A 23,997-nucleotide genomic window follows, 5' to 3' on the forward strand; every position below is an offset into this window, starting at 1 on the left:
TGCGGCATCATCGACGCCATGCACAGCACGCCCCCGTATCCCCTGGTCATCGTCAAGGTCGGTGACACCCATGACGCGCTGCGCGAAGGTCGCGGCGACTTCGAACACTGGATCGCCGACGGCCTCGGCACGCAGACCCTGCCCCTTGTCGTGGTCGACCCGCGCCGCGGCGACACGCTGCCCGCGCCCGGCCAGGTGGCCGGCGTGGTCGTCACCGGCTCGCACGCGATGGTGTCGCACCGCGAACCCTGGAGCGAAACCACCGCCGCCTGGCTGGCCGACCTGGTCGCGCGCGACACGCCCGTGCTCGGCATCTGCTACGGCCACCAGCTGCTGGCGCACGCGCTCGGCGGCGAGGCTGGCCACCATCCGCAAGGCCCGGAGGTCGGCACGGTCACCGTCACGCTCGACGCAGCCGCCGCCGGCGACGCCCTGCTGGGTGACCTGCCCGCGCAGTTTCCGGCGCAGGCGATCCACTGGCAGAGCGCGCTGCGACTGCCCGAGGGCGCCGTGCGCCTGGCCCACAGCGCACATGAGCCGGTTCATGCCTTCCGCGTGGGCGCGCAAGCCTGGGGCCTGCAGTTCCACCCCGAGTTCGACGCCGAGACCATGGACGGCTACATCGCGCTGCTGGCCCGCGACCTCGCCGCGGACGGCCTCGATGCCGCGGCGCTGCGCGACGGCGTGCGCCCCACGGGCGCGGCGGCGGGGCTGCTCGGGCGCTTCGCGCGGATCGTCGAGGCGAAGGCACAGGCGCAGCAACAAGGAGCCTGACACCGCCGACGGGGCGTCGGAGCGCGACTACAAAAAGCGGGCCGCGCTTGGGTTAAGGTGCGGTTCCTTTCGCAGCTTTCCCCGCCTCATGACCACGCCTTCGCCCACGCCGGCCCGCAAGCACTTCTCGATGATCCGCGGCTTTCACCTGGCCGATGTGTTCACGCTCGGCAACGCGGCCTGCGGCGTCGGGGCGATGTTCTTCGCGATGGCCTTCATGCGCAGCCAGTCGCTCGCGCACTTCTACTGGGCCGCGGCGCTCGCCCCGGCGGCCTTCATCTTCGACGTGCTCGACGGCCGCATCGCGCGCTGGCGCCAGACCCAGTCGGCGCTCGGGCGCGAACTCGATTCGCTGGCCGACGTGATCTCGTTCGGCGTGCTCCCCGCCGCGCTCGCCTTCGCGGCCGGCATGGACGGCGGCTGGGACTGCGCGGTGCTCATCTACTTCGTCGGCTGCGGCGTGAGCCGGCTCGCGCGCTACAACGTGACGGCCGAGGCGCTTTCGGCCGGTGCCGACAAGGTGAAGTATTTCGAAGGCACACCGATCCCGACCAGCGTCGTGCTCGTGGGCGTGCTGGCCTACGCGGCCTCGAAGGGCGCCCTCGGCGCCAACCTGTGGGGCGGCGCCTGGACGCTCGGCCCGTGGCAGCTGCATCCGCTGGTGCTGCTGTTCGCGCTCTCGGGCACGCTGATGATCAGCAAGACCCTGCGCATTCCCAAGTTCTGACTGTTTCGCTTCTCCACGCACCAAGGAGACCTCGCATGACCATGAAGCTGTATTTCGACCCACGCAGCCGTGCGCAGGTCGCCAAGTGGATGCTCGACGAGGCCGGGGTCGACTACGAGATCGTGCCCACGCTCATCAAGGAGGGCGCCCACAAGCGCCCCGAGTTCCTGAAGATCAACCCCGCGGGCAAGCTGCCCGCGCTGGTCGACGGCCGCACCCGCATCTTCGAGAACGCTGCCATCTGCATGTACATCGCCGAGAAGTACCCCGGCAAGCGCCTGGCACCGGCCGTGGGCACACCCGAGCGCGGCCGCTACCTGTCGCTCATGGTCTATTCGACCGCGCAGCTCGAGCCCGCAATGGGCGACAGCCTGCTGAAGATCAAGAGCAACAACAGCGCACGCGGCTGGACCGATTTCGAGCACGCCAAGGACGCCGTCGAACGCGAACTCGGCGACGGCCCCTACCTGTTCGGCGCGCAGTTCACGGCGGCCGACGTGATGATCGGCTCCATGCTCATCTGGCACCGCGCCTTCGGCGGCCGCACGAACCGCCCGAAGCTCGACGCCTACATCCACCGGCTGCAGGCGCGGCCCCAGGGCATGAAGTTCGGCTGAGGTGTGCGGCAAGGCGTGCCGCGCTGGCGACAGTGCGCGGCGGAGGTTCATCCTCTAATCGGTCCCTCTTTTTCGACCCTTTTCCCCACCACGCCCGCCCCATGACATCGAACACCCCGCGCTCCCGGTTCTCGTTGACAGCCCTCTCGCTGGGGCTGGTCGCCCTGCTCACGGCCTGCGCCAGCGCGCCGCCGCCCGGCAGCCGCAGCGTGACGGTAGCACGCACCACCTTCGGCATCGCGCACATCACGGCGCCCGACTACGAAGGCCTGGCCTACGGCACGGCCTACGCGCATGCGCAGGACAACGTCTGCCAGACCGCCGAGCACCTGCTGACCCTGCGCGGCGACCGCGCCCAGTTCCTCGGCGCGCAAAACACCGGCGACTTCGGCCTGGGCCGCATGCCCAACACGCAGATCGATCTGTTCGTGCGCTATCACATGGACGATGCGGCGCTCGCCCGCGCGGCGGCCACCACCAGCGCCGACGTGAAGGCCTCGCTGCGCGGCTACGTGGCGGGCTACAACCGCTACCTGCAGGACGCGGGGCCCAACGGCCTGCCCGAGGCCTGCCGCGGCAAGCCCTGGGTGCGCCCGATGACGGCCGCCGACCTGGCGCGCGCCACCGAGCAATCGATGATCCAGGGCGGCCTGGGCGCACTGGCCGGCGCCGTGCTGGCCGCCGTGCCGCCGGCCCCGGGCACCAAGACCGGGGCGGCGCCGGTCGCGCTGCAGGACGCCGTGGCCGAGATCGGCCGCCACAGCTTCAACGCCAACCCCGAAGGCGGCGAGCTGGGCTCCAACGGATGGGCCTTCGGGCGCAACGCCACGCCCGACGGCAAGGGCCTGCTGCTGGGCAACCCGCATTTCCCCTGGAACGGCACCAACCGCTTCTGGCAGATGCACCTGACCATCCCCGGCCAGCTCGACGTGATGGGCGCCACCGGCGGCCTGAGCCCGGTGGTGTCGATCGGCTTCAACAAGGACGTGGCCTGGACCCACACCGTGTCGACCGGCAAGCGCTTCACGCTGTACGAACTCAAGCTCGACCCCAACGACCCGACCGTGTACTGGGTCGACGGCCAGCCCCGCAAGATGGTCGCGCGCACCGTGGTGCTGCCGGCCGCCGCCACGGCGGGCGGCGCACCGGTGCAGCACACCTTCTATGCCACCGACTGGGGCCCCGTGGTCTCGCTGCCGCGCGCCGGCCTGGGCTGGACCGCCCAGAAGGCCTACGCGATCCGCGATGCCAACACGCTCAACGTGCGCTCGGCCGAGAGCTGGATGAAGATGGGCCTGGCCCGCAACGTCGGCGAGCTGCGTGCCGCCATGGGCAACCAGGGCATCCCGTGGATCAACACGCTCGCGGCCGACCGCGACGGCAACGCGATGTACGCCGACCTGTCGGTCGTGCCCGACGTGTCGGCCGAGATGCTCAAGGCCTGCGCGCCCTCGCCGGCCGCCGCCGCGCTGCTCAACGCGGCCGGCCTGCCCGTGCTCGACGGCTCGCGCAGCGCCTGCGCCTGGCACCGCGACGCCAGCGCCGCCGCCCCCGGCATCATCGCGCCGGCCCGCATGCCGGTCGTGGTCACGCCGGACTGGGTGCAGAACAGCAACGACAGCTTCTGGCTCAGCAACCCGCGCGTGCCGCCGATGGCCGGCGTCTCGCCGCTGGTCGGTCCCGTCGGCGTGCCGCAGCGGCTGCGCACGCGCAGCGGCATCCTGGAAATCGAAGGCCGGCTCGCCGGCACCGACGGCCTGCCGGGCAACCGCATGGGCGCGGCCGAGCTGCGCAGCGTGATCTTCCGCGACATGAACCTCGCCGGCATGCTGGTGATGGACGACCTGCAGGCCGCCTGCACGGCTGCCGGCGCCGCGCTGAATGCCGACCAGGCCCTCGGCTGCCGCGTGCTCTCCGCCTGGGACCGCACCAGCAACGCCGACGCCAAGGGCGCGGTGCTGTTCCGCGAGTTCTGGCGCAAGGCCAAGGACCTGCCCAAGGTGTGGCGCGTGCCGTTCGACCCGGCACAGCCGGTGACCACGCCGACCGGCCTGGACATGGCCACGGCCGCCACGCGCGAGGCGGTGTTCAAGGCGCTGGGCGACGCGGTCGGCATCGTCCGCACCGCGGGCTTCGCGGCCGACGTCGCGCTGGGCGTGCCGCAGTCGCGCACCGTGCGCGGCCAGAAGATCGCGCTGCACGGCGGCGACGAATTCGAGGGCGTGCTCAACAAGCTCGAATCGCAGGGCCAGCCGCTGATCGATCCGAAGGGCTACGCCGTCAACTACGGCAGCAGCTACATGCAGGTCGTGACCTTCGACGCGCGCGGTCCGGTGGCGCAGGGCCTGCTCACCTACGGCCAGAGCAGCGACCTCGCCTCGCCGCGCGCCTACGACCAACTGCCGCTGTTCGCAGCCAAGCAATGGCACCCGCTGCCGTTCCACCCGGCCGACGTGCAGGCGCAGCGCGAAGGCCAACCGCTGCAACTGGCGTACTGAAGAACGAACCCCGAGGCCCCATGTCCGCGACCACCGTCCCCGTCCCTTTCCCCGCCCACGCCGCCACCGGCATCGACCTGCTGAACCGCCTGGCCGCCGAGCAGCTGCTCGCGCCGGCCTGCGATCACTTCTACTTCTTGCGCCACGGCCAGACCGGGCGCAATGCGCTGCGCGTCTTCCAGGCGCCCGACGAGCCGCTGAGCGCGCTCGGCGAACAGCAGGCCGTGCAGGCGGCCGAGCTGCTGGCCGGTGAGCCGATCGGCGCCATCGTGTGCAGCGACGCACGCCGCGCCTTCGACACCGCCCACACCGTGGCACGCGCGCTGCGCCTCGTGCCCTCCGCGCACGAGAACCTGCGCGAGCGCAACTTCGGCGCGCTCATCGGCACCTCGTCGGCGAACATCGACTGGGCCTGCGAGCCCGAGGGCGGCGAGACGCTGGCGCAGTTCGTCGACCGCAAGCGCGAAGCACTCGCCACCGCGCTCGCCGCGCAGCCCGCGCCCGTGCTGGTGGTGGCGCACGGCGGCACGCTCTATGCGCTGGCTGCGCTGCTGGGTGTGGCGGTCGATGCCAGCATCTTCGGCAACGCCCAGCCGTTGCGTTTTTCACGTGCCGGCCCCACATGGGCCGTGACGCCGCTGCAACAGCGGCAAGCCGACGGCGGCGGGGCAGCCCTGGCCTGAGCCAGGCCCCAGTTGCTCTGTACGCCGTCCTGAAAGGAATCACCACCCACCATGGAATTCAAGGACTACTACAGCGCACTGGGCGTCGAACGCACCGCGTCCGACGACGAGGTGCGCAAGGCCTACCGCAAGCTCGCCCGCAAGTACCACCCCGACGTCAGCAAGGAGCCCGACGCCGAGCAGCGCATGCGCGACATCAACGAGGCCAAGGATGTGCTCGGTGACAAGGAGAAACGCGCCGCCTACGACGCGCTGGCCGACCGTGTCGCACGCGGTGGCCGGCCCGACGGCAGCTTCCAGCCGCCGCCCGACTGGGACACCGGCTACGAGTTTCACCGCGGCCCGCGCCAGGGCCCGGCCGACCATGCCGACTTCAGCGAGTTCTTCTCGTCGATGTTCGGCGACGCCGAGCGGCGCGGGGCCGCGCGGCAGAACTACCGCGCACGCGGCGAAGACCACCACGCGGCCATCGAGATCACGCTCGAAGACGCGCTGAACGGCGCCGAACGCGAGCTCACGCTGCGCGCCCAGGTGCTCGACGCGCAGGGCCGCCCGCAGTGGCAGAACCGCACGCTCGCCGTGAAGATCCCGCCGGGCGTGCATCCCGGCCAGTTCATCCGCCTCGCGGAGCAAGGCATGCCCGGCCACGGCGGCGAACCGGCCGGCGACCTGTACCTCGAAGTGCGCATCGCGCCGCACAAGCTGTACCGCGTGGAAGAGCGCGACCTGTACATGACGCTGCCCATCACCCCCGCCGAAGCCGCGCTGGGCGCGCAGGTGCAGGTGCCGACGCCCACCGGCGGCGTGGTCGAGGTCACGGTGCCGCCCAACGCGCGCGGCGGCATGAAGCTGCGCCTCAAGGGCCGCGGCTTCGCGGGCAAGACGCCCGGCGACCTGTACCTGCTGCTCGAGATCGCACTGCCGCCCGCCGACAGCGAGGCCGCACGCAACGCCTACGCGCAACTCGCGCAGGCGACCTCCTCGTTCAACCCCCGCCAGCACCTGGGAGTCTGAGCATGGCGAACTATTCTTCCGTCACCACCACCACGACGGCCATCGGCGTCTCGCACCCGCTGGCCGCGAACGAACTGGCGCACGCCTGCGGCGCCGACACCGCCTGGGTCGTGCAACTGGTCGAGGTGGGCATCGTGCAGGTCGGCACGACCGATGCACCGCCCGAGCGCTGGGAGTTTTCCAGCGCCGACCTGCAATGCGCACTCGAAGCGCGCCGGCTCGAACGCGACTTCGGCGTGGGCCTGGATGCCGCCGCGCTGATCCTCGATCTGCAGCACGAGGTGCGGCGGCTCAAGGCGGTGTTGCGCGCGAACGGCGTGGGCTGAACGCGTCGCGCTTGAACCGCGCGCCGGTCGCCCGTACCATCGACCGGCGCGCAGGGCGCCCGCTGCCGAAACGGCAGCGCCACAGGCAAGGGCAGGCGATCGAATCTTGAGTTCCGGAAGCACCTGGACGGCAGCTTCACGGAATGACTCGGAGGGCTCCCGCAGCATGACCCCCACCACACGCCTCGCTCTGGCGATGCTCGCGCTCGCCGCAGCGCACACGGCCCAGGCCGCAGCCCCTTGCACATCGAGCACCGGACAGCCCGGCATCGTGCTGTTTCCGGTCATCGGGCCGGTGACGGTCGATCCGTCGGTGGCCGTGGGCACAACGCTGGTGCGGCTGACCACCCCGTTCAACGCCACGCCGCCGACGACCATCACCTGCCCTGCGCAAGGGACAACGAACGTGAGCACCCAATGGACGGGGGCCGGCCCCTACCTGGGCAACAACATCTACGACACAGGCATCCCCGGCGTGGGCCTGAGGATCGCCTGGGATGCCACCAGCTCCGTGGTGCCGTTCGCCACGACGGGGCCGGCCTCCTTCAAGACGTCCTCGTTGTGGGCGGGCACCGGGCGCGTCGTCGCCATGGCCGTGGTCAAGACCGGCCCCATCACGCGCGGCGGCTCGCTCACGGGCGAGGTGGCCACACTGACCTACCCCAGCCTGGCCGGCTTCCAGATCGGCTCGGTGCGCATCAACGGAAGCATCGTGATCAACCCCGGTCGGCCTACCTGCGCGGTGGCCACGCAGTCGGTGGCGGTGCGGCTGGGCAATGTCTCGCAGAACAAGTTCACCGGTGTGGGATCGACATCGCAAGGCGAACCTTTCACCATCGGTTTGAACTGCGCGGGCGGCATCACGGGAATCTCCACCGCCATCTCCGTCACGCTGACCGACCCGACGAATCCTGACAACCGCTCCAACACCTTGTCGCTGAGCCCCGCATCGACGGCATCGGGCGTCGGCATCCAGATCCTGAAAGGCGCGACGGTGCTGTCGTATGGCCCGGACTCGAATGCGCCGGGCACGCAGAACCAATGGAGCGCCGGCTCGAGCGGCAACGGGCTCTTCGAGGTGCCGCTGATCGGCCGCTATGTGCAGACCTCGCCGGCGATCAAGCCCGGGAGCGCCCACGGACGCGCGACGTTCACGCTGAGCTACGAGTAGCTCGGCAAGCCTGCGACCTCCTCCGCCTTCATCTCGCATTCATCTCGCCTTCAGCTTGGCGCGCGCTTGCGCTCCCACAATGCCAGCCGGGCGGGACACCTCGCCTTGCATGGAAATCCCGGCCGACAGCGCCGCCGGGAAATCCCTCTTCTTCCCCCGGCCAAATCGAATCCGGCATCGCATTCGGACATGGATGCGACCGATGTCGAGCACCTCTTGAGCGGATGAACACACCTCGCCCTTCCTTCTTCCCGGCCTGCGCGTCGATCGCAGCCACCTTCGTCCTCACGGCCTGCGCCACCTCCATGCGGCCGTCCAGCGACGACCCCGACGTCGTCCAGGAACAGGCCCTGCAGCAGTCGATGTCGCTGAATCACCGCATGACCCTGCAGCGCCGGCTCGACGACGTGGCGATCCCGCTCATGGAACACAGTGCGCCGTTCTGCGACGGCGATGTGCGGGCCAGCCTGGGTGCGCACGTCGCCAGCCTGTGGAGCTTCGAGAAGGAAGAACGCGCGGCAGCCAGGCAGGCCCTGCACCTGGACGACCGGTTGACCGTGCTGTGGACGCTCGACAGGAAGCAGGCGCCAGCCACGCCGCTGCGCGCCGGGGACGTGCTGCTCTCTGTGGGCGGCAAGCCGCTGCCCGCCGGCGAGAAAGGCATCGACCGTCTCAACGACGTTCTGCTCGATGCCGCGCGTGCCAAGCCCGCCAAGCGGGAGGGCTGGCTCGACGCGGTGGTGCAGCGCGAGGGCCAGTCGACGGCGCTGCGCCTGCCCTATGCCGTCGCGTGCAACTACACGGCCGTCACCCGGATGAAGAACGAGGTCCATGCGGAGAACGACGGGCACGAGATCGTCGTCAACTCGGCGCTGATGACTTTCTTTCCCGACAACCGCGACCTTGCGATCGTGCTGGGGCACGAGCTGGCCAATGGCGTGCTGTCCCATGGCGGGAAGAGCCGCGCGGTGGGCATCGCGGCCGGCATCGTGGATGGTGCGCTGGGCGGCACCGGGATGGCGGAAGAGGCGCTGTCGTCGCCGTTCTCGCAGCAGTTCGACGCCGAGGCCGACTACCTCGGCCTCTACATGGTGGCCTCAGCGGGCTACGACATCGAGGGCGCCGAACGGATCTGGCGCGAGTTCGGGGTGCACACGGCCGGCGCGAAGAAGAAGGGGTTCATGAGCGCCCCGCCGACCTCCGCCAGGCGCTTTGTCGCGATGCGGCGCACCATCGCGGAGATCCAGGCCAAGAAGAAAAACGGGGCCCCCCTGGTGCCCCTTGCGACATCGAAGTCGTGATCGCGCGGCAGCAGCGCAGCGCCGGCCGCTACTGCATCTGCTGCAGGTTGCCGATGCGCACCAGCATCTCGGTGAACATCTGCATGTCGGCGTCGAGGTCGGGCACTTCCTTGTATTCCTTGGCGTTGTGCGCCGTGTATTTCTTGCCGGGCATCGCGGGGCCGAAGTTGATGGCGTTGGGCATCAGCTTGGCCGTGGTGCTGCCGGCGGTGGGCACGGGCTTGGCCTCGAGGCCGGTGGTGTCGCCGAAGATGTTGAGCAGGGTCGAGAGCCACGCGCCCTTCGGGTCGCGCGCCATCCAGTTGCCCTGGTCGTAGGCCAGCTCGAGCTTCACCTGGCTGGCCGTGGCCCAGCCGCTGACCTTGGCCGCGACCTGCGCCTTCAGCTCGTCGGGCGTGCGGCCGCGCGGCATGCGCACGTTGGCCGTCACCTCGAGCCGGCCGTCGGCGCCCATGCGCACCAGCGTGGGCGACATGGTGAGCGGACCCATGAAGTCGTCCTGGTAGCCCAGGCCCATCTTCTCGCCGAGGTAGCCGGTGCCATAAAGCGCGTCGATGTACTGCACGGCCCGCAGGTAGGGGTTGGCGGCCAGCGGCACGCCGGATTCCTTCAGGAACAGCGCCAGGCGCGGCACGGGGTTCACGCCCTCTTCGGGCCGCGAGCCGTGGGCCGACGTACCTGTGACCTTCAGCTCGACCGCTTCAGCGCCGCTTGCAACGTCGATCGCGAACTTGCCACCCTGGCCCTCGTACTTGCGCACGAAGGCGGCCTTGGCGGCTTCGAGCTTGGCAGCCACGGCCGCGAGGTCGCCGCCCTTGAGCGTGGCGGTCGCGGTCTGCGGGATCGCATTGGCCGACGCGGCGCCGCTCATCGCGGTGATGGCGGTTGCCCCAGGGTCGGTCGCTTCCGCGGGGAAGAGCACCTTGAGCGCGCCCGAGCCCTTCTCGGCCACGACCGCGGGGTACTTGCTGTCGAGCACGATGTTGTAGGCCGGCAGCGGCGTCTTGTTGCGGTAGTACTGCATCGCGTCGCCGCCGGTTTCTTCGGTGGTCTCGATCATCAAACGCACGCCGCGCTCCATCGGCAGGCCGCTGTCCTTCACGGCCTTCATGGCGTAGAGCACGGCGGCGATGGAGCCCTTGTCGTCGATGGTGCCGCGCCCGTAGAGGAAGTCGCCCACGCGCGTCATCGCGAAGGGGTCGAGGCGCGTGCCGTCGTCGAGCACCCATTCGGAGAGCACGGCCGGCACCACGTCGGCGTGCGTGAGGATGCCGAACTCCTCGCTGCCACGGCCCTTGAGGCTCACTTCGAAGATGCGGCCGTCGACGTTGCGGTAGCCGAGCCCGAAGTCTTTCGCCATCTTCTCGACCAGCTGGCCGAACGCGACCATCGGCGGGCTCTCGTGCGGCGGCACCTGCACGTTGCGCACCGTGGGCAGCGCCACCATGGTGCCGATGCTGGCGATCACGGCCTGCTGGTTCTGCAGCCGGTTGTACAGGCCGAGCAGGCGCGCGATGTTGACGAGGTCGTCGCCCGCCAGCGCCTTGCCGCCGGTGTAGGCCGCCACGCTGGGCCGCAGCGCGGGCTGGGCCTGCGCCGCCTGCGCCAAAAAAGCCTTGAAATCGGGCGCCGTGCGGCCGCCCTTCCAGGCGGCGGCGAGCTGGTCGAGCGCGGGCTTCTTCAGGGCCTCGGCACTGGCCGGAACAGCGACGGCGAGCGCCGCGAGGGCCAGCGAAAGCGCCGACAATGAAAAACGAAACTGCTGCATCAGGGTCGCCCCCTCATTCCGAAAACATCCCCCGACGATAGCCGAGCCATGCCCCACGACGACAGCCTTTCCGCCCCCCAGCGATGCGCCTGGGCCCGCACCGATCCGCTGCTGGCCAGCTACCACGACGCCGAATGGGGCGTGCCCGAACGCGACAGCCGCGCGCTGTGGGAAAAGCTGATGCTCGACGGCTTTCAGGCCGGCCTGTCGTGGCTCACCATCCTGCGCAAGCGCGACGCCTTCCGCGCGGCCTTCGAGGGTTTCGTGCCCGAGACGGTGGCGCGCTTCACGCCGGCCGACGTCGAACGCCTCATGCAGGACGCGGGCATCGTGCGCTCGCGCTCGAAGATCGAAGCGGCCATCGGCAATGCCAAGGCCTACCTGGCCATGCAGGCGGCGGGCGAAGATTTTTCCGAGTTCGTCTGGGGCATCGCGGGCGGCCAGCCGGTCGTCAACACCACGGGCACCGTGCCCACGCAGACGCCGTTGTCCGAAGCGATGTCGAAGGCGCTGAAGCAGCGCGGCTTCAAGTTCGTCGGCCCGGTGATCGTCTATGCCTGGATGCAGGCCACGGGCATCGTCGACGACCACGCGCCCGACTGCCACTGCCACCGCAGCAATCAACGCGCCTGAGCACCTGACGACCGCACAGGCGTGAAAAAACCGGACGGTGCTTTTGCACGGTCCGGTTCTTTCGGGTGGTGGTCTCTCTAAACGAGGCGGCTTACGCCGCCATCGATCACAGGCCGGCTTGACGCGTGAAGCTGCGTGCCTGCGAGGGGATCACGCTGCCAGCGAAGGATTCGCGGCGCAGGTTCTGGCCCGGGGCGTGGGCAGCTGCCACGGCTTCGTTGCGGACCGTGGCGCGGTCCACCGACGAGGCCAGCACGGGGGCCACGCTGGCCGACACGGCGTCGCTGTATTCGTTGCCGGCACGGGCGGCGGCCACGGCTTGCGGTGCCACGTCGGCACGGCTGTAGCCGGAGGTCACGGCGTGAACGCCTTCGTAGGTCTCTGCGTGGGCGGCGCCAGCGGCGGCGAGCAGGGAGAGAGCGGCGGCGGCGAGGATGTTCGAGGTCTTCATTTCAATTCCTTCTTGTGTGTTCAGGCTTTGGATGCCCTGAAGTGTGCGCCAGATTGCTAGGGTAAACCCCAGTCATTCTGAATCGCAGTGTTCACGGAATTGAAACAATCACGGGGAACTTTCCGACATGCGGGGTCCGCGTGAAACTTTTTCGTACAAAACCCGGAGATTCTGCAAACTTTGGCGTTCTTTCGTCAAGCCTCAAGGCCGGCCCCAGGTGCGCACCAGCGTACGGATCGCGACCGCGCCGCTGCCCTTGACCTCGGCGCGGTAGCTGCCGAGCAGCGCCTCGCGCTCGGCGCCGGCCTGCGGTTCGTTGCGCCACGCGAGCAAGGCGGCCACGTCGGCGTCGGGCAGCGCCAGGAGCAGCGCCTGCGTGACCAGCTTTTCGAACTCGCGCGCTACCGTCATCAGGTTGCGCGGACGCGGCGAGGTCACGCCGCGCGACCACAACGAATCGAGCGCCGTATCGAGCGTGCGGTCGGGCAGCGAGCTGAACTGCGCGGCATTGCCGCGCGCCAGCTGCTTGACCACTGCGCTCATGAGCAGCTGGCTTGAAAAATCGACCTCGCGCGCCTCGGCCACCGTCATGCGCGACAGCAGTTCGACGCGCGCCGGGTCGGCCGGCCGCGCGTGCTGCTGATGGAAGAAGGTCACCTTGCCGGGCTCGTCCATCGCGGCGTAGTCGGCGCGCAGCTTGGCGAAGCGCGCGACGGCCTCCAGCACCGGAGGCGTCGGTGCGGCAGCGCCCTGCCCGGCCGCCGCCACGTCCTGCCGGATCGCGGCCACCGAGGCGTTCACGTCGAAGGCACGACCCGCTGCCACGTCGAGCGACTGCAGCGCCTTGTCGGCGATGGCCAGGTCGGGCGGCTCCAGCAGCTCGCGCGCACCGCGCGACACCGCGCCGGGGCCGTAGGCGTTCTGGTAGCGCGCCTGCACGCCCTCGAACTGGAGCAGGGTTTGCGCGCGGTCCTGCGCCAAGCCCGTCAAGGGGGCAAGGAGCAACGACAGCAACAGGAGGCAACGAGGCGATGACAGACGGGAAAGCAACGACATCCCGCATTATTGGCACGCCGCGATCCCGCGCACTTCACGCCTGCGCCAGCTCCTCGCGCAGCAGCTTCGCAGCCGCCACCATGTTCGACAGTGCCGCCTCGGTCTCGGGCCAGCCGCGGGTCTTGAGGCCGCAGTCGGGGTTGATCCAGAGGTTCTCGCCCGGCACCACCTGCGCGGCCTTGCGCATGAGGCGCACCATCTCGTCGACCGAGGGCACGCGCGGCGAGTGGATGTCGTACACGCCGGGGCCGATCTCGTTGGGGTAGCGGAAGCCGCCCTCTCCACCGAAGCCGCGCAGCAGCTCCATGTCCGAGCGGCTGGTCTCGATGGTGATCACGTCGGCGTCCATCGCCGCGATCTCCGGCAGGATGTCGTTGAACTCCGAGTAGCACATGTGCGTGTGGATCTGCGTCTGGTCGCGCACGCCCGAGGCGCTGATGCGAAAGGCGCGCGTGGCCGCCTTCAGGTACGCCGGCCAGCCCGCGCGGCGCAGCGGCAGGCCTTCGCGGATGGCGGGCTCGTCGATCTGGATGATGCCGATGCCCGCGCCCTCGAGGTCGTTCACCTCGTCGCGGATCGCCCACGCGATCTGCTCGCAGGTGGTGGCGCGCGGCTGGTCGTCGCGCACGAAGGACCACTGCAGGATGGTCACGGGGCCGGTCAGCATGCCTTTCATCGGCAGCGTCGTAAGGCTCTGCGCGTAAGCAGTCCATTCGACCGTCATCGGCGCCGGGCGTGTCACGTCGCCGAAGATCACCGGCGGCTTCACGCAGCGCGAGCCGTACGACTGCACCCAGCCGTTGGCCGTGAAGGCGAAGCCGTCGAGCTGCTCGCCGAAGTACTCGACCATGTCGTTGCGCTCGGCCTCACCATGCACCAGCACGTCGATGCCCAGTGCCTCCTGCTTGCGCACGGCCAGGGCGATCTCGGCGCGCATCTTCTCGCGGTAGCCGGCCGCATCGAGTTCGCCGCGCTTGAAGGCGGCACGGGCCGCGCGGATGTCGGCGGTCTGCGGGAACGAGCCGATGGTGGTGGTCGGCAACGCGGGCAGTGCGAAGCGCGTGCGCTGCACCTGTTGGCGCTGCGGGAAAGCGGACACGCGGCGGTCGTCGCCTGCCACGCTGCGCGCCAGGCGCAGCGCCACGTCGGCACGGTGCACACGCGGGCTGGCACGGCGCGCGGCCACAGCCGTACGCGCGGCCGTGAGTTCGGCAGCCACCGAGGCTTCGCCGCCATCGACGGCAGCGCGCAGCACGCGCAACTCATCGAGCTTCTCGATGGCGAAGGCGAGCCACGAGGTCAGCTCGGTGTCGAGCTTCGTCTCGGCCGCGAGGCTGAACGGCACATGCAGCAGCGAACACGACGGCGCGATCCACAGCTCGCCCTGGTGCTTCTCGGCCACGGGCCTCAGCTTCGCCAGCGCCACGTCGACGTCAGTGCGCCAGATGTTGCGGCCATCGACCACACCGACCGACAGCACCTTGTGCGCCGGCAGCCAGTCGGCCACGCCGGTCAGCTCCTGCGGCGCGCGCACGGCATCGACGTGCAGGCCCGCCACCGGCAGCTGGCAGGCCAAGCGCAGGTTCTCGGACAGCGGCGAGAAGTACGTGGCCAGCATCAGCTTGGGCGCACTGCGGGCCAGTTGCCAGTACGCGCGCTCGAAGGCGTTGCGCCAGGCCTCGGGCAGGTCGAGGCCGAGGATGGGCTCGTCGATCTGCACCCATTCCACCCCCTGCTGCTTCAGGCGGTTCAGCACCTGCTCGTACACGGGCAACAGCGCGTCGAGCAGTGAGAAGCGATCGAAGCCCGCCTCTTTTTCCTTGCCCAGGTACAGGAAGCTCAGCGGCCCCAGTAGCACGGCCTTGACCGCATGGCCGGCCTGCTGCGCCTGCGCGACCTCGTCGAACAGGCGCGTCGATGCGAGCTTGAACTGCGTGTCGGCCTTGAACTCGGGCACGAGGTAGTGGTAGTTGGTGTCGAACCACTTCGTCATCTCGAGCGCGAAGGTGCCTTCGGCGCCGTGGGTGCAGCTGTCGTCGTGCACGTGGCCCGCTTCGTCTTCCACGCCGCGCGCCATCTTGAAGTAGCGCGACAACTCGGGCTCATCGCCGCTGAAGTCGAAGCGCGCCGGCTCGCAGCCGAGCAGCTGGATGTGGTTGGCCACGTGGTCGTAGAAGGCGAAGTCGCCCACGGTCACGAAGTCGAGCCCCGCATCGCGCTGCGCCTGCCAGTGGCGCGCGCGCAAGGTGTCGCCGACGGCTTCGAGCGCGGCATGGTCGGTCTCGCCGCGCCAGTGCTTCTCGAGGGCGAACTTGAGTTCCCGGTGGGCGCCCATGCGCGGAAAGCCGAGGATGTGGGTACGGGTGGTCATGCAGGTGGTCCGGTCGCTGATCTTGGAAACCGGTGATGGTCGGCGTTTGGCGCATATGATTCAAACGAAACCTTTTGCCCATTCGCTTGAATAATTTTCATGATGCAGTCCATCCTCGAGATCCGCCACCTGCGCACGCTGGCCGCGCTGCGCGACACCGGCAGCCTGGTGCGCGCGGCGCAGCTGCTCAACCTCACGCAGTCGGCGCTGTCGCACCAGATCAAGCTGCTCGAAGACCGCTACGGCGCCCAGCTGTTCGAGCGCAAGTCGGTGCCGCCGCAGTTCAGCACCACGGGGCTGCGGCTGCTGCAACTGGCCGACACCGCGCTGCCGCTCATCGAAGAGGCCGAGCGCGACGTGGCGCGGCTGGCATTGGGTCGCAGCGGGCAGCTGCGCATCGTGGTCGAGTGCCACACCTGCTTCGACTGGCTGATGCCCGCGATGGACGCCTTTCGCCAGCGCTGGCCCGAGATCGAGCTGGACATCGTCTCGGGCTTCCACCCCGACCCGATCGCGCTCGTGATGCAGAACCGCGCCGAGGTGGCAATCGTCTCCGAGGAAGACCCCGATGAAACGGTCGACTACCACGCGCTGTTCCGCTTCGAGATCGTCGCGCTGCTGGCCAACGACCATGCGCTGACCGCCAAGCCGCACCTCACGGCGCGCCACTTCGCCGACCAGACGCTCATCACCTACCCCGTGCCCGACGAGATGCTCGACATCGTGCGCCAGGTGCTGGCCCCCGCCGGCGTCGAGCCCGCGCACCGGCGCACGACCGAGCTCACGGTGGCGATGCTGCAGCTGGTGGCCAGCGGGCGCGGCGTGGCAACGCTGCCGCTGTGGGCGGTGCAGAATTACCTCGACCGCGGCTACGTCACGGCACGCCGCGTGGGCGCCAGGGGCCTTACGGGGCGGCTCTACATGGCCTGCACGCAGGCGACGTCGGCGCGGCCCTGGCTGGACGACTTCGTGCGCGTCACGCGCGAGAGTTGCTTCAAGAGCCTGCCGGGGATCGAATTGCTGTGAGCCCTGTGAGTCCGATGGCGGGAGGATCACGTCCGAATCCGGCCAGTGCAGGGCCGTACACGGCCTGAAGATCGACCACCACCACGGACCGCCCCATGACCTCTCCGAAGACACTCGACACCCCCGCCATTCCGCGCCCCCGCTTCTTCCACGGCTGGCTCGTGGTCGCCGGCGCCTTTGCCGTCATGTTCGTGGGCTTCGGCTGCGCCTACACCTTCAGCGCGTTCCTCGATGCGCTGCAGCGCGACTTCGGCGCGTCGCGCGGTGAGGTGTCGCTGGTGTTCTCGCTCGCGGGTTTCCTGTACTTCGGGCTCGGTGTGTTCAGCGGCCCGCTTGCCGACCGCTGGGGCGCACGGCGGCTGGCGGTCGCGGGCATGGTGCTGGTCGGCCTCGGGCTGGCGCTGGCGAGCCAGGCGCGCAGCCTGACGCAGATCTTCTGGGCGTACGGGCTCGGTGTCGGCCTCGGCGTGGGCGCCTCGTACGTGCCGGTGCTGGGCGCGGTGCAGCGCTGGTTCGTGCGCCAGCGCGGCTTCGCCTCGGGTCTCGCTGTGAGCGGCATCGGCGTGGGCACGCTGGCGATGCCACCGCTGGCCTCGTGGCTCATCGACACGCTGGGCTGGGGCGACGCCTACCTGGCACTCGGTGTGCTCGCCGCGGTGGTCGGCGTGGGCCTGGCGTTGCTGGTCGAGAACGATCCGCGCGCACGCGGCCTTGGCCCTGACGGCGATCCGCCGAAGGCGCAGGCCTCCACCGCGTTGCCGCCCGGCGCCTCGGTGCGCGAGGCCATCGGCTCCGGCCGTTTCGCCGGGCTGTACGCAGCCTGCCTCATCAGTTCGTTCGGCTTGTTCGTGCCCTTCGTGCACCTGGTGCCCTACGCGCTCGACCATGGCGTGGCCGCGTCGTCGGCGGTGCTGCTGCTCGGTGCGATCGGCGTCGGCAGCACGGCGGGCCGCTTCTTCCTCGGCGGGCTGGCCGACCGCATGGGTCGGCACTACGCGCTGCCGCTGATGTCGGCGGGCATGGCGCTGTCGCTGGTGGTGTGGGCCGTGTCGGGCGGGTTCTGGGGGCTTGCCCTGTTCGCCTTCGCCTACGGCGTGTTCTACGGCGGCTTCGTGGCGCTGCTGCCCGCGCTGGTGATGGACTGGTTCGGCGGGCGCCACATCGGCGCGATCATCGGCATCCTGTACACCAGCGTGGCAATCGGCACGCTGATCGGGCCGAGCGCCGCGGGCTTCGCCTTTGACCTCACGCGCAGCTACCTGCTGCCGATCCTCGTGGCGATCGGCGCGAACCTCGTGGCGGCCGGCCTGCTGCTCGCGATGGCGCGGCGCGGCCGGCGCGCCGCTCAGCCGGCTTTCTGAACCAGCTTCAGCACGCTCGAGAAATCGAGCGCGCCGTGGCCCGCAAGGCTGTGCGCCGCGTACAGGCTGCGCGCCAGGCCGCCCAGCGGCGTGGAAGCACGCACCGCGCTCGCGTTTTCCTGGGCCAGCCCCAGGTCCTTGAGCATCAGGTCGGTGCCGAAGCCACCCGCGTAGTTCTTCGAGGCGGGCGACGTCTCCATCACGCCCGGCATCGGGTTGTACTTCTCGAGCGCCCAGTTGCCGCCCGAGCTGCGGCGCATGATTTCCGACAGCACCTTCGGGTCGAGCCCGTTGGCCACGCCCAGCGCGAGCGCTTCCGAGGTGCCGATCATCAAGATGCCGAGCAGCATGTTGTTGCAGATCTTGGCGGTCTGGCCCGCACCGGCTGCGCCGGCGTGGAAGATGTTGGCGCCCATCTTCTCGAGCACCGGGCGCGCGCGTTCCAGGTCTGCCGTCTCGCCACCGACCATGAAGGTCAGCGTGCCGGCAATGGCGCCGCCGGTGCCGCCCGACACGGGCGCATCGATCATCGCGACGCCCTTGGCGGCGGCGGCCGCGGCCACCTTGCGCGACGTGGCGGCAGCGATGGTGCTGCTGTCGATCACGAGCGTGCCGGCCTGGATGCTGTCGAGCAAACCGGGCTTGCCAGCGCCGCCGAGGAACAGGCCCTCGACGTGCGCGCTGGCGGGCAGCATGCTGATCACCACTTCGGCACCGGCCACCGTCTCGGCCGCCGACGTGGCGATCGGCAGGCCTTCGGCGCCGAACTTCTTGCAGGCGTCGGCCGAGAGGTCGAAGGCGCTGAGCGTGTGGCCGGCCTTGTGCAGGTTCAGGGCCATCGGGCCGCCCATGTTGCCCAGGCCGATGAATGCGATCTTCATGTGTCTTGTCTCCGTTGTTCTGTGCAGGGGGTGAAGTCAGTCAGTTCAGACCAGCGACGCCAGCTCGGCCGGCATCTCGCCACGCGGGCGCAGATGGTCTTCGACGAAAGCGGGCGTGATCTCTTCGAGCGTGGCGGGGTTCCAGCGCGGGTTGCGGTCCTTGTCGACCAGCACGGCGCGGATGCCTTCGGCGAAATCCTTGTTCGCGCAGAAGCCCAGCGAGGCCCAGTATTCGAGGCGGAACACCTCGGCCAGCGACATGCGCGGCACGCGCTGCCAGAGCTCGAAGCTCAGCGCGATGGAACTCGGCGCGCCCTTGGAGAAAGTCTTCGAAGCGGTCTGCAGCCACGCGTCGTCGCTCTGCACGTCGCGCAGGCGCCTGGCGATGTCGAGCAGGTCGTCGCCGGCCATCAGCGCATTGATGGTGTCGTAGTGCTCGCGCACCTTCGACGCAGGCATCTCGGTGCCCTCGCCGGCCTTGGCGAGGATGCGCGACAGCGTGGCGCGGTCGGCCCGCGCGTCGCCGCCGGCCCACTGCGTGGACGCGATGGCGGCGAGCACGTCGGCCTTGCGCTCCTGCGGCACCAGCACGTCGGCCAGGCCGCAGAAGATGGTGTCGTGCGCGTTGATGTTGGCGGCCGTGAGCGCCAGGAACAGGCCCGTGCGGCCCGGCGTACGGCGCAGGAACCAGCTGCCGCCCACGTCGGGGTACAGGCCGATGTTGATCTCGGGCATGGCGATGCGGCTTTGCAGCGTCATCACGCGGTGCGAGGCGCCCGCCAGCAGGCCCACGCCGCCGCCCATCACGATGCCGTGGCCCCAGCACAGGAAGGGCTTGGGGAAGGTGTGGATCAGGTGGTCGAGCTCGTACTCCTCGCGGAAGAAGTCTTCGGCGTAGGTGTTGCGCTCGGGGCCGCAGTCGAGCAGCGTTTGATACAGCTGGCGCAGGTCGCCGCCGGCGCAGAAGGCTTTTTCGCCCGCCGCGTCGAGCAGCACGCCGACGATGCCGGCGTCGGCCGCCCATTCGCGCAGCTTGGGCGTGAGCAGGCGCACCATCGCCACCGAGAGCGAGTTGAGCGACGCCGGCGAGTTGAGCGTGGCCACGCCGAAGCGCTGGCCGCCGGCGGTCTTGATTTCGTTGAAGAGAACTACGTTGTCGGTCATTGTTTTCAGGTCCTGGATGCGGTGGGTTCAGCGGATGTCGCTGTCGCCTTCCAGCAATTTTCGCGCAACGATGACGCGCATGATTTCGTTGGTGCCTTCAAGAATCTGATGCACGCGCGTGTCGCGCACCAGGCGCTCGAGCGGGAACTCGCTCAGGTAGCCGTAGCCGCCGTGCAGCTGCAGCGCGTCGTTGCAGACATTGAAGCCCGCATCGGTCGCGAAGCGCTTGGCCATGGCGCAATAGGTGCTTGCGTCCACATGGCCCGCATCGAGCTTGCTGGCGGCCAGCCGCACCATCTGCCGCGCGGCGACCAGCTCGGTCGCCATGTCGGCCAGCTTGAACTGCAGCGCCTGGAAGCTCGCGATCGGTTTGCCGAACTGCTGGCGCTCGTGCAGGTAGCGGCGCGCCGCGTCGAGCGCGCCCTGCGCCGCGCCCACCGAGCAGGTCGCGATGTTGATGCGCCCGCCGTCCAGGCCCTTCATGGCGATGCGAAAGCCCTCGCCCTCCTTGCCCAGCAGGTTCTGCGCCGGCACGCGCACGTTGTCGAAGTTGATGGTGCGCGTGGGCTGGCTGTTCCAGCCCATCTTGTGCTCTTTCTTGCCGTAGCTCACGCCGGGCGCATCGGCCGGCACGGCGAAGGCCGAGATGCCGCTGGCGCCCGCGCCGCCCGTGCGCGCCATGAGCACCAGCACGTCGGTCGAGCCGGCGCCGGAGATGAAGGCCTTGCCGCCATTGATGACGTACTCGGCGCCCTGCAGCTCGGCGCGCGTCTTTAGCGAACCAGCGTCGGAGCCCGCGCCCGGTTCGGTCAGGCAGTACGACGCCAGCTTGCGCCCGCTCGTGAGGTCTTCGCCCCACTGCTGCGCCACCGCGTCGGTGGCCCAGGTGCCGAGCATCCACGTCGCCATGTTGTGGATCGTGATGAAGGCGGTGGTCGAGGGGTCGACCGCGGCCATTTCCTCGAACACCAGCGCCGAGTCGAGCCGCGGCAGGCCAAGGCCGCCGATGCGCTCGGGCGCGTACAGGCCGCAGAAGCCCAACTCGCCCGCCTTGGCGATGGCTTCCTTCGGAAAGATGGCTTCCGCATCCCATTGCGCGGCATGCGGCGCGAACTCGGCCTGCGCAAAGTCGCGCGCGGTCTGCGCAAAGGCGTTCTGTTCTTCGGACAGTTCGAAATTCATTGGGAGCGACCCTTCCAGAGATCGAGCTTGGCGGTGCGTTGGCGGGTCGATTGTTCGAGGCAGCCGTAGAACTCCAGCGGCCAGATCGAACCGCCTTCGCTGTCCTTCGCGGCGGTCTTGCACCCCGGGTCGCGGCCCTTGAGCCAGGCGCGTTGCTCGGTGCGCAAGGCCGTGCGCTGTTGCGGCGACAGCGATTTCATCACCTCGCCGTAACGGATGTTGAGCGCCGCGTCGGCGGCGCGAAAGTCGCGCACCGCGCAGGCGTTCATCTGCTGCTGATTGCCGTCGGGCTTGCAGTCCAGCGGACTCGCTTCATCGGCCGCCTGCGCGCCAAAGGCGAGCAGCAGCACGGCCGATGCCGCGACAGCGCGGAGCGCGCACCTCACGCACTTCACTTGAGGCTGATCGTCGTGTTGACGCCCTGGCTCACGGTGCTGTCGTCGAACCAGCGCGCCGTGACCGTCTTGGTCTGCGTGTAGAACATGATGACCTGCTTGCCGTACGGGCCCAGGTCGCCGAGCTTCGAGGCGCGCGAGCCGGTGAACGAGAACATCGGGACCGGCACCGGGATCGGCACGTTGATGCCGACCTGGCCCACGTCGATGTCTTCCTGGAAGCGGCGCGCCGCGGCGCCCGACTGCGTGAAGATCGCCGTGCCGTTGCCGTTCGGGTTGCTGTTGATCAGCTCGATGGCTTCGTCGATGGTTTCGGCATCGGCCACGCACAGCACCGGGCCGAACACTTCCTGGTCATAGATGGTCATGCCGGGCTTCACGCCGGTGAAGATCGTCGGGCCGACGAAGTTGCCCTTCTCGTAGCCGGGCACAGAAGGCTTACGGCCGTCGAGCACCAGCTTCGCGCCGTCGGCTTCGCCGCGTTCGATGAGGCTGTTCACGCGGTCGAAGGCGGCGCACGACACCAGCGGCCCCACGTCCACGCCCTTTTCAGTGCCCGCGCCGATCTTCAGCGTCTTGGCCTTGGCAATCAGCTCGGGCACCCAGTTGCGCGCCTCGCCCACCAGCACCGCGACCGACACCGCCATGCAGCGTTGGCCGGCTGCACCGAAGCTTGCGCCGGCCAGTGCGTTGAGCGTTTGCTCCTTGTTGGCGTCGGGCATCACGATGGCGTGGTTCTTCGCGCCCATCATGCATTGCGCGCGCTTGCCGGCCAGCGTGGCGCGGTTGTAGACGTGCGTGCCGACCTTGGTCGAGCCGACGAAGCTGATCGCCTTGATGTCGGCGTGGTCGCAGATGCCGTTGACGATGGCTTCACCGCCATGAATCACGTTCAGCACGCCCGGCGGCACGCCAGCTTCGAGCGCCAGTTCGCACAGGCGCATCGTGACCATCGGGTCTTGCTCGGAGGGCTTGAGCACGAAGGTGTTGCCGGTGACGATGGCCATCGGGAACATCCACAGCGGGATCATGGCGGGGAAGTTGAACGGCGTGATGCCGGCGCACACGCCCAGCGGCTGCAGCAGCGTGTAGGTGTCGACGCCGTTGGCCACGTTGTTGGCCAGCTCGCCCAGTTGCAGGTTGCCGATGTTCGAGGCGTGCTCGACCACTTCGAGGCCGCGGAACACGTCGCCTTCGGCGTCCGGCAGCGTCTTGCCCTGCTCGGCCGTGAGGATCGCGGCCAGCTCGCCCATGTTCTCGCGGATGAGCTGCTGCAGCTTCAGGAAGATGCGGGCACGCGCGCCCAGGGGCGTCTTGCGCCAGGTCTTGAAGGCTTCCTTGGCGGAGGCCACGGCGGCGTCGAGTTCGGCCTGGGTGGCGAACGGCACGCGGGCCAGCACCTGCTGCGTGGCCGGATTGACGACGTCGCGCCATTCGGTGGTCTTCGATTCGACGAACTTGCCGCCGATCAGCAGCTTGACGGTGGCGACTTGCGTCGAGGGGGTGGTGGTGGCGTCCATGGGGTTTTGTCTCCTGTGATCCTGTGAAATTCGGTACCAGCGTGAGCCGGTGCAGCCCGCATCCTAGCTTTGCAGATTTGCCATGACAATAGACAAATATGCGTCATCGCTTTGCAAAAATGCAAAGCACCGCATCCCACCGCACACAAGGCCGGACGCACATGGACTGGGACAACCTGCGCTACTTTCTCGAACTCGCCCGCTCGGGCACGCTGATGAGCGCGGCGCGCCGGCTGGAGGTCGACCACACCACCGTCGCGCGGCGCATCCAGGCGCTCGAAAAAGAGGTGGGCGCGCCCCTGTTCTCGCGCGAATCGGGCGGCCACCGGCTCACCGAAGCCGGCCGCCGATTGCAGCCGCAGGTCGAGGCGATGGAGAGCGCCTTCCAGGCCGTGGAGAGCACCGCGCCGGCCTCGCAGGAAGGCTTGTCGGGGCTGGTGCGCATCGGCGCCACCGAAGGCTTCGGCACCGTGGTGCTCGCGCCGCAGCTCGCGCTGTTCGCGGTGCAGCACCCCAAGCTCACCATCGACCTGCTCGCGATGCCGCGGCTGGTGCACCTGTCGCGACGCGAGGCCGACATCGTCATCTCGCTCGAACGGCCCGCGCGCGGGCCGGTGTTGGTCACCAAGCTCACCGACTACACGCTGAGGCTCTACGCCTCGAAGCACTACCTGGCCGCGCACAAGCCCATCAAGACCCGCGAAGACCTGCGCGGCCACACCTTCATCAGCTACGTCGACGACCTGCTGTTCAGCAAGGAGCTGCAGTACCTCGATGAACTGCACCGCCCCGACAGCTTTGCGCTGCGCAGCACCAGCGTGCTGGCGCAGCACCGGGCGGTGGCGGCGGGTGCGGGGATTGCGGTGTTGCCGGCGTTCATTGCGCAGGACGACCGCGCGCTCAAGCCGGTGCTGCCGGACGCGGCGAACTTCACGCGGACCTTCTGGATGTCGATGCCTGCGGAGACCAAGCACCTGGCGCGCATGCAGACGGTCTGGGAATTTCTGCGCGCGACGGCCGCGGCGCAACAGCAGGTGCTGTTGCCTGACAGCACGGCGAACACCCCATGACCGGTTCG

Annotated in this window: 22 protein-coding genes; 13 read left to right on the forward strand and 9 right to left on the reverse strand. The window is 69.2% G+C overall.

Annotated elements, in window-relative coordinates:
• Nucleotides 1-18 precede the first annotated feature (18 nt).
• From AAG801_RS01430 to AAG801_RS01470, 9 genes are all read left to right on the forward strand, one after another.
• Nucleotides 19-774 carry a glutamine amidotransferase gene (locus AAG801_RS01430; protein WP_341886827.1) on the forward strand — a complete coding sequence of 252 codons (756 nt, stop codon included), beginning with the start codon at nucleotides 19-21 and terminating at the stop codon, nucleotides 772-774.
• 88 nt (nucleotides 775-862) lie between these two features.
• On the forward strand, nucleotides 863-1,501 hold the full coding sequence (locus AAG801_RS01435) for a CDP-alcohol phosphatidyltransferase family protein (protein ID WP_341886828.1): 639 nt from the start codon (nucleotides 863-865) through the stop codon (nucleotides 1,499-1,501).
• A 35-nt stretch (nucleotides 1,502-1,536) separates the two neighbouring features.
• Nucleotides 1,537-2,118, forward strand: coding sequence for a glutathione S-transferase family protein (locus tag AAG801_RS01440; protein WP_341886829.1), 582 nt, complete (start codon nucleotides 1,537-1,539; stop codon nucleotides 2,116-2,118).
• A 101-nt stretch (nucleotides 2,119-2,219) separates the two neighbouring features.
• A complete protein-coding gene (locus AAG801_RS01445) occupies nucleotides 2,220-4,616 on the forward strand; it encodes a penicillin acylase family protein (protein ID WP_341886830.1) in 2,397 nt (798 codons plus the stop codon).
• 20 nt (nucleotides 4,617-4,636) lie between these two features.
• Nucleotides 4,637-5,299, forward strand: a complete 663-nt coding sequence (locus AAG801_RS01450) for a histidine phosphatase family protein (protein WP_341886831.1) — start codon at nucleotides 4,637-4,639, stop codon at nucleotides 5,297-5,299.
• A 51-nt stretch (nucleotides 5,300-5,350) separates the two neighbouring features.
• The gene (locus AAG801_RS01455) at nucleotides 5,351-6,313 is read left to right on the forward strand and encodes a DnaJ C-terminal domain-containing protein (RefSeq protein ID WP_341886832.1); all 963 of its coding nucleotides are present in this window, start codon (nucleotides 5,351-5,353) and stop codon (nucleotides 6,311-6,313) included.
• A 2-nt stretch (nucleotides 6,314-6,315) separates the two neighbouring features.
• A complete protein-coding gene (locus AAG801_RS01460) occupies nucleotides 6,316-6,639 on the forward strand; it encodes a chaperone modulator CbpM (protein ID WP_341886833.1) in 324 nt (107 codons plus the stop codon).
• A gap of 166 nt (nucleotides 6,640-6,805) precedes the next feature.
• Entirely contained in the window at nucleotides 6,806-7,810 is a 1,005-nt protein-coding gene (locus AAG801_RS01465; protein ID WP_341886834.1) for a fimbrial protein, read from the forward strand.
• Between the two features lie 380 nt (nucleotides 7,811-8,190).
• Nucleotides 8,191-9,111 carry a M48 family metalloprotease gene (locus AAG801_RS01470; protein WP_341886835.1) on the forward strand — a complete coding sequence of 307 codons (921 nt, stop codon included), beginning with the start codon at nucleotides 8,191-8,193 and terminating at the stop codon, nucleotides 9,109-9,111.
• A gap of 28 nt (nucleotides 9,112-9,139) precedes the next feature.
• On the opposite strand, the gene AAG801_RS01475 is transcribed toward AAG801_RS01470, so the two are convergent.
• Complete coding sequence (locus AAG801_RS01475; protein WP_341886836.1) at nucleotides 9,140-10,879, reverse strand: dipeptidase; 1,740 nt, start codon at nucleotides 10,877-10,879, stop codon at nucleotides 9,140-9,142.
• A 48-nt stretch (nucleotides 10,880-10,927) separates the two neighbouring features.
• Here AAG801_RS01475 and AAG801_RS01480 point away from each other — a divergent pair, with 48 nt between their 5' ends.
• A complete protein-coding gene (locus AAG801_RS01480; protein ID WP_341886837.1) occupies nucleotides 10,928-11,512 on the forward strand; it encodes a DNA-3-methyladenine glycosylase I in 585 nt (194 codons plus the stop codon).
• A 106-nt stretch (nucleotides 11,513-11,618) separates the two neighbouring features.
• On the opposite strand, the gene AAG801_RS01485 is transcribed toward AAG801_RS01480, so the two are convergent.
• From AAG801_RS01485 to metE, 3 genes are all read right to left on the reverse strand, one after another.
• Nucleotides 11,619-11,963, reverse strand: a complete 345-nt coding sequence (locus tag AAG801_RS01485) for a hypothetical protein (RefSeq protein ID WP_056573774.1) — start codon at nucleotides 11,961-11,963, stop codon at nucleotides 11,619-11,621.
• Between the two features lie 201 nt (nucleotides 11,964-12,164).
• A complete protein-coding gene (locus AAG801_RS01490; RefSeq protein ID WP_341886838.1) occupies nucleotides 12,165-12,968 on the reverse strand; it encodes a hypothetical protein in 804 nt (267 codons plus the stop codon).
• An 85-nt stretch (nucleotides 12,969-13,053) separates the two neighbouring features.
• Nucleotides 13,054-15,390, reverse strand: a complete 2,337-nt coding sequence (metE, locus tag AAG801_RS01495; protein WP_341886839.1) for a 5-methyltetrahydropteroyltriglutamate--homocysteine S-methyltransferase — start codon at nucleotides 15,388-15,390, stop codon at nucleotides 13,054-13,056.
• A gap of 99 nt (nucleotides 15,391-15,489) precedes the next feature.
• On the opposite strand from metE, the gene AAG801_RS01500 reads away from it, so the two are divergent.
• Both AAG801_RS01500 and AAG801_RS01505 read left to right on the forward strand, forming a co-directional pair.
• Nucleotides 15,490-16,416, forward strand: a complete 927-nt coding sequence (locus AAG801_RS01500; protein ID WP_341886840.1) for a LysR family transcriptional regulator — start codon at nucleotides 15,490-15,492, stop codon at nucleotides 16,414-16,416.
• Nucleotides 16,417-16,511: 95 nt separating this feature from the next.
• Nucleotides 16,512-17,777 (forward strand): MFS transporter, encoded by a 1,266-nt coding sequence (locus AAG801_RS01505; RefSeq protein WP_341886841.1) that lies wholly within the window; start codon nucleotides 16,512-16,514, stop codon nucleotides 17,775-17,777.
• On the opposite strand, the gene mmsB is transcribed toward AAG801_RS01505, so the two are convergent.
• The 5 genes from mmsB to AAG801_RS01530 are packed head-to-tail and all read right to left on the reverse strand — an operon-like array spanning nucleotide 17,762 to nucleotide 22,919.
• Nucleotides 17,762-18,658, reverse strand: coding sequence for a 3-hydroxyisobutyrate dehydrogenase (gene mmsB / locus AAG801_RS01510; protein ID WP_341886842.1), 897 nt, complete (start codon nucleotides 18,656-18,658; stop codon nucleotides 17,762-17,764). The two genes, AAG801_RS01505 and mmsB, sit on opposite strands and share 16 nt — an antisense overlap.
• A 45-nt stretch (nucleotides 18,659-18,703) precedes the next feature.
• Nucleotides 18,704-19,822, reverse strand: a complete 1,119-nt coding sequence (locus tag AAG801_RS01515) for an enoyl-CoA hydratase/isomerase family protein (protein ID WP_341886843.1) — start codon at nucleotides 19,820-19,822, stop codon at nucleotides 18,704-18,706.
• Nucleotides 19,823-19,849: 27 nt separating this feature from the next.
• A complete protein-coding gene (locus AAG801_RS01520; RefSeq protein WP_341886844.1) occupies nucleotides 19,850-21,004 on the reverse strand; it encodes an acyl-CoA dehydrogenase family protein in 1,155 nt (384 codons plus the stop codon).
• Entirely contained in the window at nucleotides 21,001-21,354 is a 354-nt protein-coding gene (locus AAG801_RS01525; protein WP_341886845.1) for a lysozyme inhibitor LprI family protein, read from the reverse strand. Before AAG801_RS01525 ends, AAG801_RS01520 begins: the two co-directional genes overlap by 4 nt.
• Before the next feature lie 41 nt (nucleotides 21,355-21,395).
• Complete coding sequence (locus AAG801_RS01530; RefSeq protein WP_341886846.1) at nucleotides 21,396-22,919, reverse strand: CoA-acylating methylmalonate-semialdehyde dehydrogenase; 1,524 nt, start codon at nucleotides 22,917-22,919, stop codon at nucleotides 21,396-21,398.
• A gap of 161 nt (nucleotides 22,920-23,080) precedes the next feature.
• Between AAG801_RS01530 and AAG801_RS01535 the strand changes: the two genes are divergently transcribed.
• Nucleotides 23,081-23,989 (forward strand): LysR family transcriptional regulator, encoded by a 909-nt coding sequence (locus AAG801_RS01535; protein WP_341886847.1) that lies wholly within the window; start codon nucleotides 23,081-23,083, stop codon nucleotides 23,987-23,989.
• The last annotated feature ends 8 nt before the right edge of the window (nucleotides 23,990-23,997 follow it).

Source organism: Variovorax sp. YR752, from assembly GCF_943372545.1.

What these genes read in the sequence shown, in the direction of transcription:
- AAG801_RS01430 (WP_341886827.1), top strand. Translation starts at nt 19, where the DNA reads ATGCACAGCACGCCCCCGTATCCCCTGGTCATCGTCAAGGTCGGTGAC.
- AAG801_RS01435 (WP_341886828.1), top strand. Translation starts at nt 863, where the DNA reads ATGACCACGCCTTCGCCCACGCCGGCCCGCAAGCACTTCTCGATGATC.
- AAG801_RS01440 (WP_341886829.1), top strand. Translation starts at nt 1,537, where the DNA reads ATGACCATGAAGCTGTATTTCGACCCACGCAGCCGTGCGCAGGTCGCC.
- AAG801_RS01445 (WP_341886830.1), top strand. Translation starts at nt 2,220, where the DNA reads ATGACATCGAACACCCCGCGCTCCCGGTTCTCGTTGACAGCCCTCTCG.
- AAG801_RS01450 (WP_341886831.1), top strand. Translation starts at nt 4,637, where the DNA reads ATGTCCGCGACCACCGTCCCCGTCCCTTTCCCCGCCCACGCCGCCACC.
- AAG801_RS01455 (WP_341886832.1), top strand. Translation starts at nt 5,351, where the DNA reads ATGGAATTCAAGGACTACTACAGCGCACTGGGCGTCGAACGCACCGCG.
- AAG801_RS01460 (WP_341886833.1), top strand. Translation starts at nt 6,316, where the DNA reads ATGGCGAACTATTCTTCCGTCACCACCACCACGACGGCCATCGGCGTC.
- AAG801_RS01465 (WP_341886834.1), top strand. Translation starts at nt 6,806, where the DNA reads ATGACCCCCACCACACGCCTCGCTCTGGCGATGCTCGCGCTCGCCGCA.
- AAG801_RS01470 (WP_341886835.1), top strand. Translation starts at nt 8,191, where the DNA reads ATGACCCTGCAGCGCCGGCTCGACGACGTGGCGATCCCGCTCATGGAA.
- AAG801_RS01475 (WP_341886836.1), bottom strand. Translation starts at nt 10,879, where the DNA reads ATGCAGCAGTTTCGTTTTTCATTGTCGGCGCTTTCGCTGGCCCTCGCG.
- AAG801_RS01480 (WP_341886837.1), top strand. Translation starts at nt 10,928, where the DNA reads ATGCCCCACGACGACAGCCTTTCCGCCCCCCAGCGATGCGCCTGGGCC.
- AAG801_RS01485 (WP_056573774.1), bottom strand. Translation starts at nt 11,963, where the DNA reads ATGAAGACCTCGAACATCCTCGCCGCCGCCGCTCTCTCCCTGCTCGCC.
- metE (WP_341886839.1), bottom strand. Translation starts at nt 15,390, where the DNA reads ATGACCACCCGTACCCACATCCTCGGCTTTCCGCGCATGGGCGCCCAC.
- AAG801_RS01500 (WP_341886840.1), top strand. Translation starts at nt 15,490, where the DNA reads ATGATGCAGTCCATCCTCGAGATCCGCCACCTGCGCACGCTGGCCGCG.
- AAG801_RS01505 (WP_341886841.1), top strand. Translation starts at nt 16,512, where the DNA reads ATGACCTCTCCGAAGACACTCGACACCCCCGCCATTCCGCGCCCCCGC.
- mmsB (WP_341886842.1), bottom strand. Translation starts at nt 18,658, where the DNA reads ATGAAGATCGCATTCATCGGCCTGGGCAACATGGGCGGCCCGATGGCC.
- AAG801_RS01515 (WP_341886843.1), bottom strand. Translation starts at nt 19,822, where the DNA reads ATGACCGACAACGTAGTTCTCTTCAACGAAATCAAGACCGCCGGCGGC.
- AAG801_RS01520 (WP_341886844.1), bottom strand. Translation starts at nt 21,004, where the DNA reads ATGAATTTCGAACTGTCCGAAGAACAGAACGCCTTTGCGCAGACCGCG.
- AAG801_RS01530 (WP_341886846.1), bottom strand. Translation starts at nt 22,919, where the DNA reads ATGGACGCCACCACCACCCCCTCGACGCAAGTCGCCACCGTCAAGCTG.
- AAG801_RS01535 (WP_341886847.1), top strand. Translation starts at nt 23,081, where the DNA reads ATGGACTGGGACAACCTGCGCTACTTTCTCGAACTCGCCCGCTCGGGC.